Source organism: Pseudobacter sp., from assembly GCF_051955275.1.
Lineage (GTDB): Bacteria > Bacteroidota > Bacteroidia > Chitinophagales > Chitinophagaceae > Pseudobacter.
Window position 1 is genome coordinate 20,303 of record NZ_JBQCGW010000322.1, and the last position, 16,603, is coordinate 36,905.

The window sequence follows — 16,603 nt, forward strand, 5'->3', positions numbered from 1 at the left end:
ACTACTTCCCCTTCATCCAGCGTTCCGGCCCGATGCTGTAGCGGTTTCCTACAAACTTCACAGTATAGAGGCCGGACGCCAGTCCCTGAGTAGGGATGAATATGTCCTGTTGCCCCGCTTCCAACTTCACTGTTACCTGGTTCAGCACCTGTCCTGCAAAATTCGTAATGATCAGCCTGCCCTGCTGTGCTTCGCGGGCGATCATCCTTACAGCCAGTTGATCTCCATAACAAGGGCTGCACAATAATTTTATCTGGTCAGTTCCCAGCTCTTCCGATTTCACATAAATGATTTTGGAATGAGCATACTTACCGTCTCTATCCTGCATGCGTAAGCGAAGATATACGGTCTGCTTAGGCAGATTATACTGATACGTAGAAGGCATATTCCTGGCCGGGATCACTGCAGCCTGTTTGAAGTTGCTGCCATCATTGCTTTGCTCGATGATGTATGATTCCACATTCTCTTCCATGCTGCTCTTCCACATCACCCTGATGTCTTTGCCATATACTGCCGCTGTGAAATTCTCCAGCACAACGGGCAGGATGGTAACACATGTACTGCTATTACTTACTACGTCCGCAGAACCGAAGTTGGAGGACCCACTTGTAGTAGCACCGGGTGCTTTGCCTACACCAAGGCCGGGGCCTGTGGTCAGCGGATTATTCAGCAACGCATTGGCCGTGTAACGGAAACAGGCTCTTGCATTGGAAGGAGAAACAGCCATACCATTGCTTACGTTATTGGTAAGACCGCGTGAAGAGATCTCGCTGTTAGGTCCCAGGCAGATTGCCCCACCACTGTTGATGGTCATATCGCGGTTGTAAATTCTGCCAAGGTTCACCAGCTTGCCATTCACCTGGAAGTCTGCATTGTTTGCATTCACCACTGCTTTGTTGGATGCATTCACAAAGTAGGCTGCGGAATTGTTGATGGCCAGCTGTGAGCTCATGTTAACAGTACCATAGTTGATAATGTTACCATTCATGTTCACACTTCCTTTGAAGGTAACTGTACCATGGTTGGTGATAGTCTGACTGCTGAGGTTCATGTTCACGCCATTCTCGAAAGTGAGTGAACCACCTTCCATGATCACGATATTACCACCGTTCCAGTTCAGGTTCTGAATAGTGAGTGTGCCACAAACCTGCAGCGTGCCACCATTGATATTAAGGTTGAAAGTTTTTGCGTTTCCCGAGTGAGACAAAGTCTGGCCGGAATTGATATTATCATTGTTCTTAACAGCAGGGCTGTTGCAATTACCATTTGCGATACCGGTGGGAAAAGAGCATTGAGCAAATGAATGTGCGAAAGTAACGCACAGGAGTACGGGTACGAGTAAAAATGTCCTCATAACTACGGATAAATTGACGAAATAGGGTGTACGATCAAGTGATCTCCTTGCGGAATCACAACGGGCTAATCAAGCGATTAAATGGAAGGTGGAAGGTTAATTCTTCGATGGGATAATTGAAGTCAGAGGTAATTGGTCACTGGTAAATTGGTAACACAAAATTAGACATTTAAAAATGCCCTGCAAGCTTTTGCAAGGCATTTTTACTTTTTTAACAATAACGGTTAAATTTTACCATCGCATTTTTCTGATGAAGCGAAACGGTCCGATGCGGTTCCGGTTTCCAATAAACACAACCGTGTACAACCCGCTCTGGAGGCCGGTTACAGCCACATTAACATCCTGCTGTCCCGACTGTAACTTCATTGCTACATCCTTCACCACCTGCCCTGAAACATTGCGAAATATCAATCTTCCCTGCTGTTCTTCCGTACTTATGATACGCAAGAATACCTGATCACCCTGAGCAGGATTATTCAACACCAGGAGGTTATTTTCACCTGCATCATCTGTTTTTACATAAATGATCTTTGAGTACGAAGAACTGCCATCTCTATCCTCCATGCGTAAACGAAGATAGATCTCCGGCACTGCAGGAATATCATACAGGTACTTCGATGGTTCATTCCTGGCTTCCACATAGGCCAGTTTCGAAAAACTGTTCCCATCCCCGCTCCCTTCCAGCACATATCCATCCACATTATCCTCCGAACTGCTCTCCCACTCCACGTTGATCCTGCTGCCGGCAACCAGCGCCCGGAAATACTCCAGCACCACCGGCAGCGCAACCGCACAGCTGCCGCAGTTAGCAGTAACCGTAGCGGCCCCGAATCCCCCTGCCCCGCTCACCGTGGAGCCCGTTGCCTGGCAAACCTGTAAAGTGGCATCACTGCTCAGGAAACTGTTCAGCAAAGCATTGCCGGTATACCGTACGCATGCCATGCTGCCCGTGGGCCTTACCACTATCCCATTCGGGTCATTATTATTCAGCGTTCCGGTATTCACCTGGCTTCCCGGCCCAAGGCATACGTCCGAGCCCCCATTCACCGTAATGGTACCCACATTCATCACACCCAGGTTCTTCATCTCACCCGATAAGTTCACCGTCTGCCCTGGCGCATTGAATACCGCCGTCGGCGCCCCATTCACCAGGTCTGCTGTTGTGGACCCCAGCGAAAACTGTCCATTTACATTTGCCACCCCGTAATTGATAAAAGCACCATCCGTTCCACCCACATTCAATGAACCATTTACTGTAATGGTGCCATGATTGGTGACCAAACTCCCCGTATTCAGATTGATGCCCGTATTCAACGTGAGCGATCCACCCGACATAACCACAATTGCGCCACCATTAAAATTGATGTTTGAAATGGTCAGCGTTCCGCAGACCTGTAAAGTCCCGCCATTAAGATTGACCCCGGAGAAAGTCGTGGCCGTACCCGTGTAAGAATATGTCTGCCCTGCATTGATGTTAACGCCATCCGTTGCCGGGGTTCCTGTACAAGCCCCGTTGGGCGTTCCTGCCGGAAAGGTGCATTGCGCCTTGGTTTGGTGAGATAGTACGCACATAGCTCCAGCTACGAGGATTAAAATTCTTCGCATAGTTACTGATTAGATTGATAATTAAATTGAGTTGAAAACCTGACGGTTTCTGGTGGGGCTGATCAGTAAAGGGAGGGGAGGAAGGATTACAGTGCGTAATGGAATGATTGTAGTGAAATTACTAAAATGCAAAATGCCTGCCAAAGAAATCCGGCAGGCACTCACTGATGTATTACCTATATTCGGTTAAAGATAACCGTTATTTGTCTTCAAAGTTGACCATCCATTTGATGCCATATTTATCATTGAACATGCCAAACCAGGCTCCCCAGGGTGCCTTATCCCAGGGCACTTCCACGGATCCCCCTGCCGACAATGCCTTGAACAGGCGCTCGCCATCCTCCTTTGAATCCGGCGTGATGGCCAGGGAAATGGCCGTGCCCACCGTGGCGGTATGCCCCATGCTTTCCAGCGCATCCGTACCCATCAGCATTACTTTATCATTGATGGGAAGCGCCATATGCATGATCTTGTTTTTGTCGCCCTCCGGCATGTTATCCGCCATGCCGGGCATATCACTGAAACGGGTCACATTTAAGAACTCGCCGCCAAATACTGATTTGTAGAAATTGAAAACCTCTTCTGTATTACCCAGAAAATTGAGATAGGGATGAATAGTTGCCATTGTATGTTGTTTTAAAGTGAATGCACAATCAGATAACGAAACAAATGTAGAATAAGACGGTAAGATGGATGCGGTGTGATCCCGCCAATTTAAGGGCTAACCCCGGCAGGGGTTGGCTTGTTTTATCTCTTATGGTTTAGGGCTTTGTGCTTCGGGCGGGGTGGACGCCGGGGCTGTAAAACATACCCACACCTTTTTGAGCTTTGATGGGCTGTGGTGGGGGATGTTAGGGAGGTGGTGCTGAGCCGGGCTATGGGATCGTATGTTTTGAAGGCCCCTCTGCCCACCCCCGCCCGAAGCATAGCCCCCCTGATATGGCGAGAGATAAAAAAGCAGACCCCTGCCCACCCCGAAGGGAATCGCTTTATGATGATAAAGCCTCGGGAAGTTTTTATGAATGGCGGCAGGGGGTGCGTGATTTAATGGATTACTTACTTTATAGAATTTGGACCTGCCGTTTTATTGCCGCACCTCCACGCAGCCCATGCCGGCGCGGAATGTAAAAAGAGGGTCTTGAAAACATACCATTTCCTGGCCAGGCATTGCACCACAGCCCTGACACTCCCCCCAACGCACAATAGTACCCCAACTGGTGTGGGTATGTTTTCCAACCCGGCTTTTTATATTCCAAGTCCGGCAATTTATATTCCAAGTCCGACAATCTTCCAGAACTGATCCACACGGGCAGTCCAGGTGTTCTGGCGGGCAACAGCCATGCGTTTGGATTGCAGGTCAGGATTGTTTTCGGAAATGGCTTTGTCGATGAGCTGAAGGAATTCATTGTGGTCTTCGGCAATATAGGCCACGTCGCGGAAAGTGTAGATGTCTTCGGAGAAATGCGTGGCGATAACGGGTTTACCTGCGGCAAGATATTCATTGATCTTGAGCGGATAAATGCTTTTGGTGAGCGTGGTCTTGCGGAAAGGAATAAGCACGCAGTCGAAGTACTGCAGGAAGTTCGGTAACTCGGTGATCTTGCGGGGACCAGCGAATATCACGTTCGGCAGTTTGTCCAGGCCGATGTCCTGCACTTCGGTGCCCTGGATGGGGCCGACGAAGAAAAGGATCTTGTCGGAGTGATGTTCAGCAATCTTTTTGAGCAACTCGAAGTCGGAACGGTACTCGATGCTGCCGGTGTAACCGATGATCTTTTTGCCTGCAGGGATCTGCTGCAGCGCTTCGGGTTTGGGAAGCAGTTCCGTGGCAGCCCTCTCGAAGATATCGATATCGGCAGCATTGGGATGGAAGAATACGTTCTTGTTGAACGGGCTCTTCAGACGGGTCAGCTCCTTGGAGGTGCAGAGTGTGTAATCGAAATTACGGACGGTCTCTTCCTCGAGGCGGGTGCCGTGACGATGCGAATAAGCCACCTGGGAGATATCATCCATGGATTGATACACGGATACGGCAGTGAGCTTTTTGATATCCTCGGGGAGCTTCTGAACGAAGTATGGATCGAAGAAGTTCAGGTAAACGAAATCCTTCAGGTTATAGTCTTTGATGAGTTGGCGGATGGTGCGGAGAACGATGCGGTCGTTCAAGGCGGCCAGCTTGTTGTAAATGGCGCCGGGTGGCAGGAAGTTGATGGGCCAGGTCAGCCTGGTGGTTACTACCGTGAGGTTGGCTGGCAGTCCCGGCGGATTGCTGTAGGGATCCTTGCCATGCAGCAGGGCTGGCTTGCGGCGTTTGATCTGTTCAGTGTTCTTCAGCTGGTAGTAGTCCTTGTAGCTGAAGGGATGGTCGATGTAGAAGACGCGGTGATTACGCGCGAATTCCTTGGCCAGTGAAAGCGCCGGGGATGAGATCTCGGAATCCCAACGGCTGAGACTGAAACAAATGATGTCGCGCTGCCTGCTCATATCAACCCTGATTTAATTGATGAAGACAAACTTTCAGGCTGCTTTCCCATTGGGGAATGGACAGGTTGAAAGTATTCCTGATTTTGTTGGTGTCCAGCAGGGAAAAAGAAGGCCTGCGGGCAGGAGTTGGATATTGAGCGGAAGGGATAGGATTCACTGCGCAGGGGAGACCGCTGAGGTCGCGGATGGCAACAGCGAAATCGTACCAGCTGATACGTCCCTGGTTACTGTAATGATAGATGCCTGCCTGCCATTTACCACCGTCGATGATCTGCATGATGGCAGCGGCGAGGTCGGCTGCATAGGTAGGTGCTCCCACCTGGTCGCTCACCACGTTGAGGGACTCACGTTCCTTCATGAGGCGGAGCATGGTCTTCACGAAGTTGTTACCGAATTCAGAATATACCCAGGCAGTGCGGATGATGATGCTGTCTGCATGCTGTTGAATGGCCAGCTCCTCTCCTTTCAGCTTACTCGCCCCATACACATTGATGGGATCGGTGGGCTGGTCTTCCGTGTAGGGATCAGCTGAGCTGCCATTGAACACATAGTCCGTGGATACATGAATGAACTTCGCGCCATGTGCGGCGCAGGCGGCAGCGAGAATGCCGGTTGCGCTGGCATTGATATCGTAAGCGTCCGCTTCGTTCGTTTCAGCCTTATCAACGGCGGTGTAGGCAGCGGCATTGATGCAGAAAGCAGGCTTGTGTTCAGCAAACCAGCGCTGCACGGCGGCTGCGTCCTGGATCGGCAACTCGTTCCTGTCTGTACCTATAAAATGGTAGGCAGGGTATTTCAACTGCAGGGCACGGAGCTCGCTGCCCAGTTGTCCGTTTGCACCGGTGATAAGGATAACGGGGGTGGACATACGCAATTATGAATTGAATTCGAAATTGTTGCGGCACTCGGCGAACGAAGGATTGATCAGGTCTTTTTTAGACACGATCACTTTGTCTGCAGGGATCTTCCAGTCGATGTTCAGCTGCGCATCATTGTAAACGATCCCGCCTTCGGATTCTTTGGCGTAGAACGCATCGCATTTGTACAGTACATCGGCATTTTCGCTGAGCACGGAGAAACCATGTGCAAAGCCACCGGGAATATAGAGTTGCTTCTTGTTGTCAGCAGAAAGCTCGATGGAAAATGTTTTACCGAAAGTGGGGGAACCCTTACGGATATCCACCACCACATCCCAGATGCTGCCGGAGAGCACACGTACCAGTTTGGCCTGAGCGTTGGGATCCAGCTGATAGTGGAGACCGCGGATCACTCCGTATCTGGAATGAGATTGATTGTCTTGTACGAAGGGGCCGATATTCATGTCTTCAAACACCCTGTCGTTATAGGATTCAAAGAAATAACCACGGTCATCTTCAAATACGGCTGGTTCAAAAATGATCAGCCCTGGAAAATCAGTGTCAATGAAAGGCATCAGTTGATTGTTTTAATGATTCGGGGTTATTTTTTGTATTGTTCTTCGTAATAATGCTGGTATTCTCCGGAGGTCACGTTTTTGATCCAGGCTTCGTTGGCAAGATACCAGTCCACTGTTTTTTCCAGGCCTTCCTCAAACTGGAGGCTCGGCTTCCAGCCCAGTTCCTTATTGAGTTTGGTGGCATCTATCGCGTAGCGGTGATCATGGCCGGGGCGGTCTGTAACAAATGTGATCAGTTTGGCTGATTCGCCTGCGGGGCGGTTCAGCTTCCTGTCCATAATGCCGCAGAGCAGGTGCACGATATCGATATTCTTCCATTCATTGAATCCGCCCACATTGTAGCTGTCGCCATTCACTCCCTTGTGGAAGATGGTGTCGATAGCGGTGGCATGATCTTCCACAAAGAGCCAGTCGCGCACATTATCCCCCTTGCCATAAACAGGCAGTGGTTTGTTGTTCACGATATTGTTGATCATCAGCGGGATCAGCTTCTCGGGGAAGTGATGTGAGCCGTAGTTGTTGGAGCAGTTGCTCATTACAACGGGCAGCCCGTAGGTATGATGATAGGCATTTACAAAATGGTCGGAAGACGCTTTGGAAGCGGAGTATGGAGAGCGTGGATCATAAGGGGTGGTTTCGGTAAAGAAGCCGGTCTCCCCGAGTGAGCCATACACTTCGTCTGTGGATACATGGTAGAAGCGTTTGCCTTCCATGCCTTTATTCTTCCAGTGCTGTTTACTGGCGTTGAGCAGGTTCACCGTACCCAGTACATTGGTGCGTACAAAGGCCAACGGGTCCTTGATGGAACGGTCTACATGGCTTTCTGCGGCGAGATGGATCACGCCATCAAAATCATACTTCTCAAACAGCGCAACAATTCTGGCTTCATCCAGGATATCTGCTTTCTCGAATACGTAGTTCTCTTTCTTCTCTACATCGCGGAGATTTTCCAGGTTGCCTGCATACGTGAGGGCATCCACATTAACGATGAGGTATGAAGGGTACTTGTTCACGAAAAGGCGCACAACATGTGAGCCGATAAAACCGGCGCCGCCGGTGATCATGATTTTGTTGGAATAGTTTGCCATTATAAACTCCAGTAGTTTCTGCTGGTGATTTTGTTTTTAAATATGCCTTTCAGGTCGGCCACAATTGCGTGGGGCCTTGTGATGGCAGCGAAATCATGGTCAGTCATAGAGATATATGGAGCATGAGGTACAGTAACGATGACGGCGTCATAATCATTCCTCACTTTACGGGTGAGGTGCAGGCCGTATTCCTCATGTACTTCATCTGTTTCTGCATATGGGTCTTCCACATCCACCTGGAAGTTGAAGGCCAGCAGTTCTTTTACCGTATCGATGATCTTCGAGTTGCGGATATCGCTCACGTTCTCTTTGAATGTAACACCTTTCACCAGCACTTTGGGCTCGTTGGAATTACGGAGAACATGCGTGATGATCTTCCTGGCCACGTACTTGGCCATATCATCGTTGATGAAACGGCTGGCAGTGATCACCTTGCTTTCATAGCCCAGTGATGCCGCTTTGTACGTGAGATAGTATGGGTCCACACCAATACAGTGACCACCTACCAGTCCGGGCTGGAATTTCAGGAAATTCCATTTGGTGCCGGCAGCTTCTATCACTTCAAAAGTGTTGATGCCCATGCGGTCAAAGATCAGGCTCAGTTCATTCATCAGTGCGATGTTGAGATCGCGCTGTGTATTTTCAACGATCTTGGAGGCTTCCGCCACTTTGATGGAGGAAGCGCGGTGTACACCTGCATCTACCACCAGTTCATAGATCTTTGCAATTTCTTCGAGTGATTCCGCATCGTTACCGGATACTACTTTCACCACGGTTTTCAGCGTGTTCTTCTTATCGCCCGGGTTGATCCTTTCGGGTGAGTAACCGAGTTTGAAATCGGTGCCCATTTTCAGGCCACTGATCTTTTCCAGGATAGGAAGACAATCCTCTTCCGTACAACCGGGATAGGTAGTGGACTCGAAAACAACATAATCACCTTTCTTCAATACGCGGCCTACCGTAGCAGAAGCGCTTTCCAGCGGTTTCAGATCGGGTACATTGTATTTATCAACCGGTGTAGGCACCGCAACGATGAATACATTGGCTGTTTTCAATACTTCTTCATCATCCGTAAAGGTGATATCGCAATCGTTGAAATGCGATCCTTCCACTTCCTTGCTGGGATCGATGCCTTTGCGCATCATCTCCACGCGCCTGCTGTTGATATCGAAACCGATCACCGGGATCTTTTTGGCGAACTCCAGTGCAATGGGTAATCCTACATAACCTAATCCAACTACTGCCAGTCTAGCGTTTTTATCTAATAACTGCTGGTACATGTCAACAAAATTGTTTTGTAAATAAATGAAAGGGAATCAATAGCTCCGTTCTTTATCTACAGGCAAGGGAAATTGGGTTTATTAAAAGCAGCAAAAGGAACCTGGTGGTTCCTATTGGATGCTATTTGATGCTGTTGAACTCTTTTGGTTGTTTGTACCATTCTTCGGAGGGCAGGGCTTTGAAGTAGTCGTAGGTGATCTTCAGGCCTTCTGCCCTTTTCACTTTCGGGCTCCATCCCAGCACTTCTTTGGCGCGGGTGATATCCGGCTGCCGTTGTTTGGGATCATCTACCGGTAATGGTTTGTAAACGATCTTCTGGTTGGTGCCGGTGAGTTTGATGATCTCTTCCGCAAAGTCTTTAAGCGAGATCTCATCAGGGTTACCCACATTCACTGGTTGTGTGTAATCGCTCATGAGCAGCCGGTAGATACCTTCCACCAGGTCGTCCACATAACAGAAGCTGCGGGTTTGTGATCCGTCTCCGAAAACGGTGAGGTCTTCGCCACGGAGTGCCTGGCCGATGAATGCGGGCAATGCACGGCCGTCGTTGAGGCGCATGCGTGGTCCGTAGGTGTTGAAGATGCGGATGATCCTGGTCTCCACACCATGGAAATTATGGTAGGCCATGGTCATGGCTTCCTGGAAACGTTTGGCTTCGTCGTACACACCACGCGGGCCTACGGGGTTTACATTGCCCCAGTATTCCTCGTTCTGCGGGTGTACCAGCGGATCACCGTAGATCTCAGAAGTAGAGGCTACGAGGATTCGTGCTTTTTTCGCTTTGGCCAGACCCAGGCAGTTATGCGTACCCAGGGAACCCACTTTCAGTGTCTGAATGGGGATCTTCAGGTAATCGATAGGGCTGGCTGGTGAAGCGAAGTGCAGGATATAATGCAGTTCACCGGGAACGTGGATGAACTTTGAAACGTCATGATGATAGAACTCGAACTGTTCCAGTTTGAACAGGTGTTCGATATTGCGGAGGTCGCCGGTGATGAGATTGTCCATCCCGATCACATGGAATCCTTCTTTGATAAAACGGTCGCAGAGATGAGAACCGAGAAATCCTGCTGCACCGGTGATGAGTACCCGTTTTTTTGACATGCTGTATTATTTGTGAGTAGTGCCGTTTGTTGGGATAGCAGTTGCCCTGCCCACGCTTTCGTAATAGAAACCTAATTCCTTCACTGCGCTTCCTTCGAAGAGGTTACGGCCGTCGAAGATCACTTTGTTCTTCATTACGGTAACGATCTTGAGGAAGTTGGGTGTGCGGAACTCATTCCATTCAGTGGCAATGATGAGTGCTTCTGCGCCTTCCAGGCAATCGTACTGGTTTTCCGCGTACTGGATCTTATCGCCCACCACACCTTTTACATTGGCCATGGCTTCAGGATCAAATACACTTACGGTAGCGCCTGCTTTCAGCAGTTCATCGATCATATAGAGGGCCGGAGCCTCACGGATATCATCTGTATTGGGTTTGAATGCAAGCCCCCAGATAGCGAACTTCTTTCCTTTCAGATCATTGTTGAAGAACTTGTTGATCTTGGGGATAAGATGCAGTTTCTGGCGTTCGTTCACATCCATAACGGCGTTCAATATGCGAAAATCGTATTCAACTTCATTGGATGATTTCACCAGGGCCTGCACGTCTTTGGGGAAGCAGCTTCCGCCGTATCCGATGCCCGGGAAGAGGAAGCGTTTGCCGATACGGTCATCGGAACCGATGCCACGGCGCACCATATCCACGTCGGCGCCGAGCCTTTCGCAGAGTTGTGCCACTTCGTTCATGAAGGAGATCTTGGTAGCGAGGAAGGAGTTGGCGGCATACTTGGTGAGCTCTGCAGAGCGGACGTCCATGTAGATCACGGGGTTGCCGGAGCGCACGAAGGGTGAATAGAGATCGCCCATGAGCTTGCGGGCCCTTTCGGAGCCTGCGCCGATCACAACGCGGTCTGGTTTCATGAAATCATCAACAGCCACGCCTTCGCGGAGGAATTCGGGGTTGGATACCACATCGAATTCGCCTTTGTAGTTTTTGGCTATTGCAGCATGTACTTTTTCGGCAGTGCCTACAGGTACAGTGCTTTTATCAACAATCACTTTGTAGTCTTTCAGGATCTTACCCAGGTGATCAGCCACGCCGAGAATGTATTTCAGGTCGGCTGAGCCGTCTTCTCCGGGAGGAGTTGGCAGGGCCAGGAAGATGATCTCGGCATCTTTGATGCCTTCTTCCAGGCTGGTGGTGAAGCGGAGTCTTTCTTCCTTTACATTGCGGAGGAAGAGTTTCTCCAGGCCTGGTTCATAAATAGTGATCTGTCCGTTAGACAGCTTTTCAACTTTTCCCTTGTCAATGTCCACGCAGGTAACATCATTGCCGGTTTCGGCGAAACATGTACCGGTAACAAGTCCTACGTATCCGGTACCTACAACAGCGATTTTCATTTTGAATTGTTTTTTTAGGGTGTCTGATTTACTGGAAGTTTTACAACAGGGTCATGACCTCGCAATTGCGCTCACCCCGAAGTAGTGAATGCAACGCTGGCGCAATCTTTCTTAAAAAAATAACCTGTGCTTCTTCTTTCAACCTGGCGTTTACCCTTTATTAATAAACTCCAAAACTTTCTTGGTGATCAAACTGAGTTGTTCATCGGCCAATTCGGTATGCATAGGCAGCGAGATCACCCGTTCTGTAAGCCAGTCGGTTATTTTAAGATCGAAAGCTGCGCCGCCAAAAGCGTCAAACATCTTCTGACGATGGGCGGGTACTGGATAATAAATCATGGAAGGGATTCCGTTCTCAGCCAGAAATGCATTCAGTCCGTCACGGTCTACGCCTTCAAGTACAAGGGTGTATTGGTGGAAAACATGGTTGCAATCCGGGGAACGGTAAGGGGTCTTGATCTTAGGATGGTTGGCAAAAGCCTTATCATAATAATCAGCCGCTTTCCGGCGGGCTGCCGCGTACTCATCCAGGTGAGGCAGTTTGCAGTTAAGCACTGCCGCCTGCATAGAGTCCAGACGGCTGTTACACCCCACCAGATCGTGGTAGTACCGTTTGCTCTGCCCGTGATTGGCAATCATTTTTAACCGGGTAGCTAACGCATCGTCATTGGTGAATATTGCACCACCATCTCCGTAACAGCCCAGATTTTTGGACGGAAAGAAGGATGTAGTGCCGATTGTACCAATAGTTCCCGCCTTTTTGGTGGTACCATTGCTGAACGTATAGTCTGCCCCGATTGCCTGGGCGGTATCTTCAATTACATAGAGATTGTGGCGTTTGGCGATGTCCTGGATGGCTTCCATATCAGCCACCTGGCCAAACATGTGCACGGGAACGATTGCCTTTGTTTTAGGCGTGATGGCCTTTTCGATGGCAGCAGGATCCACGCAGAACGTCCTGGGATCCACTTCCACGAATACCGGCTGCAGGCGCAGCAGGGCAATCACCTCGGTGGTAGCCACATAAGTGAAGCTGGGCGTGATCACTTCGTCGCCAGGCTGCAGGTCCAGCGCCATCATGGCTATCTGAAGCGCATCCGTGCCGTTGGCGCAGGGGATCACATGCTTTGCGCCCATGTATGCAGTAAGGCTGGCGGTAAAATCAGTGACCGCTTTGCCATTGATGAAGGCAGTATTATCAATCACATCCTGGATAGCTGCATCAACTTCCGTCTTGATCCTGGCATATTGCGCTTTCAAATCAACCATTTGTATAGCCCGCATACTTGTAATATTTCTTTTTAAACGGGCACAAACCTAGTACAAAAAAACGGATTCAGCAATTGCATTCCCCTTACATTTGTTCATAATTAAGTTACCCGTGCACCTTTTTTTCTATAATATTTTCTGTTGGTTATACCGGTCCGCCATACGGATCGCTGCACTCTGGAACCCAAAAGCCCGGTTATGGGTCAGGGGCAGGAAGGATTGGTACAATACTATTAAACCACAATTTGATAATAATCAGGGGCCCTGGATCTGGATGCATTGCGCCTCTCTCGGGGAGTTTGAGCAGGGCCGCCCCGTTCTGGAGGCCCTCCGCAGCCAGTATCCCGGCTACCGCCTCCTCCTCACCTTCTTCTCCCCCTCCGGTTATGAAGTGCGGAAAGATTACAAGGGGGCCGACCTGGTCACCTACCTGCCCATGGATAACAAGATCAGTGCCGTTAAATTCATCAACCTGGTGAATCCCAGCCTGGTACTATGGGTAAAATATGAATACTGGTACTATTATCTTACCGGTCTGCGCAAAAAACAGGTGCCTGTGCTGCTTATTTCCGGCATTTTCCGGAAAGACCAGCCCTTTTTCAAGTGGTACGGCCGCCTGCATCAGTATATCCTGGAGAGTTTTTCGCAGTTATTCGTGCAGAATGAAGCTTCCCGCGAATTGCTGAATGGCATCGGGTTCAAACAGGTGACCGTGAACGGGGATACGCGGTTCGACAGGGTGGCGGAGATCGCCGGCCAGTTCAAGCCCATCCCGGCCATTGAAGCTTTCTGTGGCAACCATCCGGTGATAGTGGCCGGCAGCACCTGGGATGCAGATGAAGAGGAACTGGATCATTACGCCAATACACATCCGGAGATCCGTTTTATCATTGCGCCGCATGAAATAGAGGCACCGCACCTTCATGATATAGAAAAACTTTTCAAACATACGATCCGCTATTCCGAATGGAGCAAAACATTACAGGCAGCCCCGTCAGTGAATACGCTCATTATCGATAATATCGGGATGCTGAGCAAGCTCTATCATTACGCTACCATCACCTACATAGGCGGAGGCTTTGGCAAAGATGGCGTTCACAATGTGCTGGAAGCCGCGGTATACGGTAAACCGGTGGTATTCGGGCCCGTGTATGATAAATTCATTGAAGCGGATGAACTGGTGGAAAGCGGCGGCGGCATCAGTATTGAAACAGCGCTGGAGCTGGAAGAGGTGTTCAATGAATTGCTGCAGGATGAAACTGAATATAAAAAAGCCGCTTCAGCAGCGGCTCAGTATGTTGTTTCCAAAACCGGGGCCACCAAAGCGGTGACCAGTTATATTCAGGAGAACCGTCTTTTGACCAACTGATAGAAATGGCGGGTAACGGGTTTGGTTTCATCCCATCCCAGTTTCACTTTCAATTCCCTTTCAATCCAGTACTCGGCTTCGGGCAGGATGCGGAAACCATTGATGGTTTTTATGCTGCGTTCGTACATCACTTCATCTCCACGGAAAAGTTCACTGATGAATACAAAGCGATCGTTCACACCGATGGCGCGTTTGAGATCACGAACAGGAGAATCGTTGAGCCGGTGACCTACTTCCACCACCTCTTCTTTTAACTTATCATTAAGAGAGGATTGGGTGGCAAAAGCGATGGAATCATTGATTTCACGACCTGATGACTGGTGTGCGAGCGTGGGTATCTCACGGATAGGATCGTAATGATACCCGTTGCTCTGTCCGTGCATCACAGGAACTTCCTCTACTTCCGGAATGGTTTCTTCCTGAACAGGCTCTTCAAAAACCGGTAGTTCAGGCTCCTGCACGGGCTCCGGTTCAGGTTGCTTCTGCACCGGGGCAGGTGGTGTAATAACAGGGAATGAAGAACGGCTGGAAGGCATAACCACGGCCACTTTGGAGGTACCCGGCACTTTCCGCGACACGGCAGACAATTGCACCAGCTCCGACTCAATCAATTGAGCCGTCACTAATAGTTGCGAGGGATCAGCATTTTGTTCGAATTGTTCGTTTAATTTGCTGATCAATTGTGCTAAACGCTCCATAATCAGTGGGTACTTTTGTGGGTTATGTGTTTGTACCATAAAGTTAACAATTATTATACCTATTTCCGTTAACATGTTCATAGAACCTAACATATCCGGTGAGCGGCGTGGAAGTATAGAAGTGATCTGCGGCTCCATGTTTTCGGGAAAAACGGAAGAGTTGATCAGACGACTGAAACGCGCGCGCATCGCCAATCTCCGGGTAGAGATCTTCAAACCCAAAATAGATACGCGATATCACGAACAACAGATTGTTTCACATGATGAAAACGCCATTCTCTCTACTCCTATCGAAAGCGCACAGACCATCCTTTTACTGGCCAGTGATGTGGATGTAGTAGGTATCGATGAGGCCCAGTTCTTTGATGACCAGTTACCGGATGTATGTGATCAGCTGGCATACCGCGGTGTACGGGTGATCATTGCGGGCCTGGATATGGATTACTCCGGTAAGCCCTTCGGACAGATGCCCTTCCTCCTTGCCAAAGCAGATTATATCACCAAGCTTCATGCCATCTGCATGAAATGTGGAAATATAGCCAACTACTCTTATCGCAAAGTGGCAAGTCCCACCCAACTGCTATTGGGTGAAAAAGACCTCTATGAACCGCGTTGCCGCAAATGTTATTACGAAAGATAAAAGATAATTATGCAGTGCCCAGTCGCTCGCTTCTGGCGAGCGACTGCTCTCCGATATTACAATTTCTTACAACTCGCCCTGATCACGGAGCTTTGTTTATAGGGCTCATTTTCCACCTTGCCTTCCATCACTGCTTCAATGTAAACAGACTCGATCATACCTGTGTGCCTGTTTATTTTAAAACTTCCTTCCTGCCCCACTTTCAGTGAAGTGGACGTTGTATTGTCCGTAAACCCTGAACCGCCCAGGATCAGTGTCACCTGGTCTCCTTTGATCTCAGACACCTTATATACCTGTAAAACAGTCAGCGGGATGGCGCCCGGAACCTGGTACACACGATTGAGCGTGTCTCCTTTTTTGATCATATAGCCGGGAAATTCGGGGAAGATGGACGAGAGCATGGCCGACGCGGCAGCCGGAGAGAATTGTCCGGCAGCTATATCCCATACCTTGCTGAATTCCGCAGAATTGGCGGCAGTGGAATCAGGCAGTACTTTTTTAGTGATGGCATGAAGCAGTGGTGTAAAGGAGCCAATATTTTCGAGTTTCCCGAGATTATTCATCCCGTAGCTGAATGACTGCCCCTGCACTCCCTGCCAAACAGCGGGAACAAGTGTGCGTGGGTCATCACTGCGGTAGGGAACGGGATGGTCTGTGTCAACATTCAGGCTGTCCGTTGCATTGATGACCTTTACCCAAAAGCGTTTATACGTGGCATTTATATTCAGTCCTGTATCCTGCACAGGCTTCAATATAAGGGAGCTGCCCAGGCTATGGGTCTGTTTTGCCCCTTTATAATCAGCTGTCAGGTCTTCCTGGTAAGCGAGCTCATACGGCTGGTTCTTCTCCGGCACAAAGCGGAGATCAATCGTTTCTTCTTTACAGGAAGACATCATTACAACACCGCATAAAAGCGGCAAACAGACTGCTATACA

15 protein-coding genes are annotated in these 16,603 nt (G+C 49.4%); 2 read left to right on the forward strand and 13 right to left on the reverse strand.

What is annotated here, in order from left to right; all coding sequences use genetic code 11:
- Window position 1: 1 nt before the first annotated feature.
- From ACTHMC_RS28970 to ACTHMC_RS29020, 11 genes are all read right to left on the reverse strand, one after another.
- Complete coding sequence (locus ACTHMC_RS28970) at window positions 2-1,354, reverse strand: hypothetical protein (protein WP_440418567.1); 1,353 nt, start codon at window positions 1,352-1,354, stop codon at window positions 2-4.
- A 231-nt stretch (window positions 1,355-1,585) separates the two neighbouring features.
- Window positions 1,586-2,959, reverse strand: coding sequence for a hypothetical protein (locus ACTHMC_RS28975; protein ID WP_440418568.1), 1,374 nt, complete (start codon window positions 2,957-2,959; stop codon window positions 1,586-1,588).
- Window positions 2,960-3,158: 199 nt separating this feature from the next.
- Window positions 3,159-3,584, reverse strand: coding sequence for a VOC family protein (locus ACTHMC_RS28980; RefSeq protein ID WP_440418569.1), 426 nt, complete (start codon window positions 3,582-3,584; stop codon window positions 3,159-3,161).
- Between the two features lie 641 nt (window positions 3,585-4,225).
- The gene (locus ACTHMC_RS28985; protein WP_440418570.1) at window positions 4,226-5,443 is read right to left on the reverse strand and encodes a glycosyltransferase; all 1,218 of its coding nucleotides are present in this window, start codon (window positions 5,441-5,443) and stop codon (window positions 4,226-4,228) included.
- Between the two features lies 1 nt (window position 5,444).
- Entirely contained in the window at window positions 5,445-6,311 is an 867-nt protein-coding gene (gene rfbD / locus ACTHMC_RS28990; protein ID WP_440418571.1) for a dTDP-4-dehydrorhamnose reductase, read from the reverse strand.
- Window positions 6,312-6,317: 6 nt separating this feature from the next.
- Window positions 6,318-6,875 (reverse strand): dTDP-4-dehydrorhamnose 3,5-epimerase, encoded by a 558-nt coding sequence (gene rfbC, locus ACTHMC_RS28995; protein WP_440418572.1) that lies wholly within the window; start codon window positions 6,873-6,875, stop codon window positions 6,318-6,320.
- Between the two features lie 26 nt (window positions 6,876-6,901).
- Window positions 6,902-7,966, reverse strand: coding sequence for a dTDP-glucose 4,6-dehydratase (gene rfbB / locus ACTHMC_RS29000; RefSeq protein WP_440418573.1), 1,065 nt, complete (start codon window positions 7,964-7,966; stop codon window positions 6,902-6,904).
- A complete protein-coding gene (locus ACTHMC_RS29005) occupies window positions 7,966-9,246 on the reverse strand; it encodes a nucleotide sugar dehydrogenase (protein WP_440418574.1) in 1,281 nt (426 codons plus the stop codon). The genes rfbB and ACTHMC_RS29005 overlap by 1 nt, the downstream gene beginning before the upstream one ends.
- A gap of 121 nt (window positions 9,247-9,367) precedes the next feature.
- Window positions 9,368-10,351, reverse strand: coding sequence for a UDP-glucuronic acid decarboxylase family protein (locus ACTHMC_RS29010; RefSeq protein ID WP_440418575.1), 984 nt, complete (start codon window positions 10,349-10,351; stop codon window positions 9,368-9,370).
- 6 nt (window positions 10,352-10,357) lie between these two features.
- Window positions 10,358-11,692 (reverse strand): UDP-glucose dehydrogenase family protein, encoded by a 1,335-nt coding sequence (locus tag ACTHMC_RS29015; protein ID WP_440418576.1) that lies wholly within the window; start codon window positions 11,690-11,692, stop codon window positions 10,358-10,360.
- 150 nt (window positions 11,693-11,842) lie between these two features.
- Window positions 11,843-12,976, reverse strand: a complete 1,134-nt coding sequence (locus ACTHMC_RS29020) for a DegT/DnrJ/EryC1/StrS family aminotransferase (protein WP_440418577.1) — start codon at window positions 12,974-12,976, stop codon at window positions 11,843-11,845.
- A 97-nt stretch (window positions 12,977-13,073) separates the two neighbouring features.
- On the opposite strand from ACTHMC_RS29020, the gene ACTHMC_RS29025 reads away from it, so the two are divergent.
- Window positions 13,074-14,330, forward strand: coding sequence for a 3-deoxy-D-manno-octulosonic acid transferase (locus ACTHMC_RS29025; protein ID WP_440418578.1), 1,257 nt, complete (start codon window positions 13,074-13,076; stop codon window positions 14,328-14,330).
- Here the strand turns inward: ACTHMC_RS29025 and ACTHMC_RS29030 are convergent.
- On the reverse strand, window positions 14,303-15,028 hold the full coding sequence (locus ACTHMC_RS29030) for a hypothetical protein (protein WP_440418579.1): 726 nt from the start codon (window positions 15,026-15,028) through the stop codon (window positions 14,303-14,305). The two genes, ACTHMC_RS29025 and ACTHMC_RS29030, sit on opposite strands and share 28 nt — an antisense overlap.
- A 73-nt stretch (window positions 15,029-15,101) precedes the next feature.
- Here ACTHMC_RS29030 and ACTHMC_RS29035 point away from each other — a divergent pair, with 73 nt between their 5' ends.
- Window positions 15,102-15,668 carry a thymidine kinase gene (locus tag ACTHMC_RS29035; protein ID WP_440418580.1) on the forward strand — a complete coding sequence of 189 codons (567 nt, stop codon included), beginning with the start codon at window positions 15,102-15,104 and terminating at the stop codon, window positions 15,666-15,668.
- 56 nt (window positions 15,669-15,724) lie between these two features.
- Here ACTHMC_RS29035 and ACTHMC_RS29040 read toward each other — a convergent pair whose 3' ends face one another.
- Window positions 15,725-16,588, reverse strand: a complete 864-nt coding sequence (locus ACTHMC_RS29040; protein ID WP_440418581.1) for a DUF6263 family protein — start codon at window positions 16,586-16,588, stop codon at window positions 15,725-15,727.
- Window positions 16,589-16,603 lie beyond the last annotated feature (15 nt).

What these genes read in the sequence shown, in the direction of transcription:
- ACTHMC_RS28970 (WP_440418567.1), bottom strand. Translation starts at nt 1,354, where the DNA reads ATGAGGACATTTTTACTCGTACCCGTACTCCTGTGCGTTACTTTCGCA.
- ACTHMC_RS28975 (WP_440418568.1), bottom strand. Translation starts at nt 2,959, where the DNA reads ATGCGAAGAATTTTAATCCTCGTAGCTGGAGCTATGTGCGTACTATCT.
- ACTHMC_RS28980 (WP_440418569.1), bottom strand. Translation starts at nt 3,584, where the DNA reads ATGGCAACTATTCATCCCTATCTCAATTTTCTGGGTAATACAGAAGAG.
- ACTHMC_RS28985 (WP_440418570.1), bottom strand. Translation starts at nt 5,443, where the DNA reads ATGAGCAGGCAGCGCGACATCATTTGTTTCAGTCTCAGCCGTTGGGAT.
- rfbD (WP_440418571.1), bottom strand. Translation starts at nt 6,311, where the DNA reads ATGTCCACCCCCGTTATCCTTATCACCGGTGCAAACGGACAACTGGGC.
- rfbC (WP_440418572.1), bottom strand. Translation starts at nt 6,875, where the DNA reads ATGCCTTTCATTGACACTGATTTTCCAGGGCTGATCATTTTTGAACCA.
- rfbB (WP_440418573.1), bottom strand. Translation starts at nt 7,966, where the DNA reads ATGGCAAACTATTCCAACAAAATCATGATCACCGGCGGCGCCGGTTTT.
- ACTHMC_RS29005 (WP_440418574.1), bottom strand. Translation starts at nt 9,246, where the DNA reads ATGTACCAGCAGTTATTAGATAAAAACGCTAGACTGGCAGTAGTTGGA.
- ACTHMC_RS29010 (WP_440418575.1), bottom strand. Translation starts at nt 10,351, where the DNA reads ATGTCAAAAAAACGGGTACTCATCACCGGTGCAGCAGGATTTCTCGGT.
- ACTHMC_RS29015 (WP_440418576.1), bottom strand. Translation starts at nt 11,692, where the DNA reads ATGAAAATCGCTGTTGTAGGTACCGGATACGTAGGACTTGTTACCGGT.
- ACTHMC_RS29020 (WP_440418577.1), bottom strand. Translation starts at nt 12,976, where the DNA reads ATGCGGGCTATACAAATGGTTGATTTGAAAGCGCAATATGCCAGGATC.
- ACTHMC_RS29030 (WP_440418579.1), bottom strand. Translation starts at nt 15,028, where the DNA reads ATGGAGCGTTTAGCACAATTGATCAGCAAATTAAACGAACAATTCGAA.
- ACTHMC_RS29035 (WP_440418580.1), top strand. Translation starts at nt 15,102, where the DNA reads ATGTTCATAGAACCTAACATATCCGGTGAGCGGCGTGGAAGTATAGAA.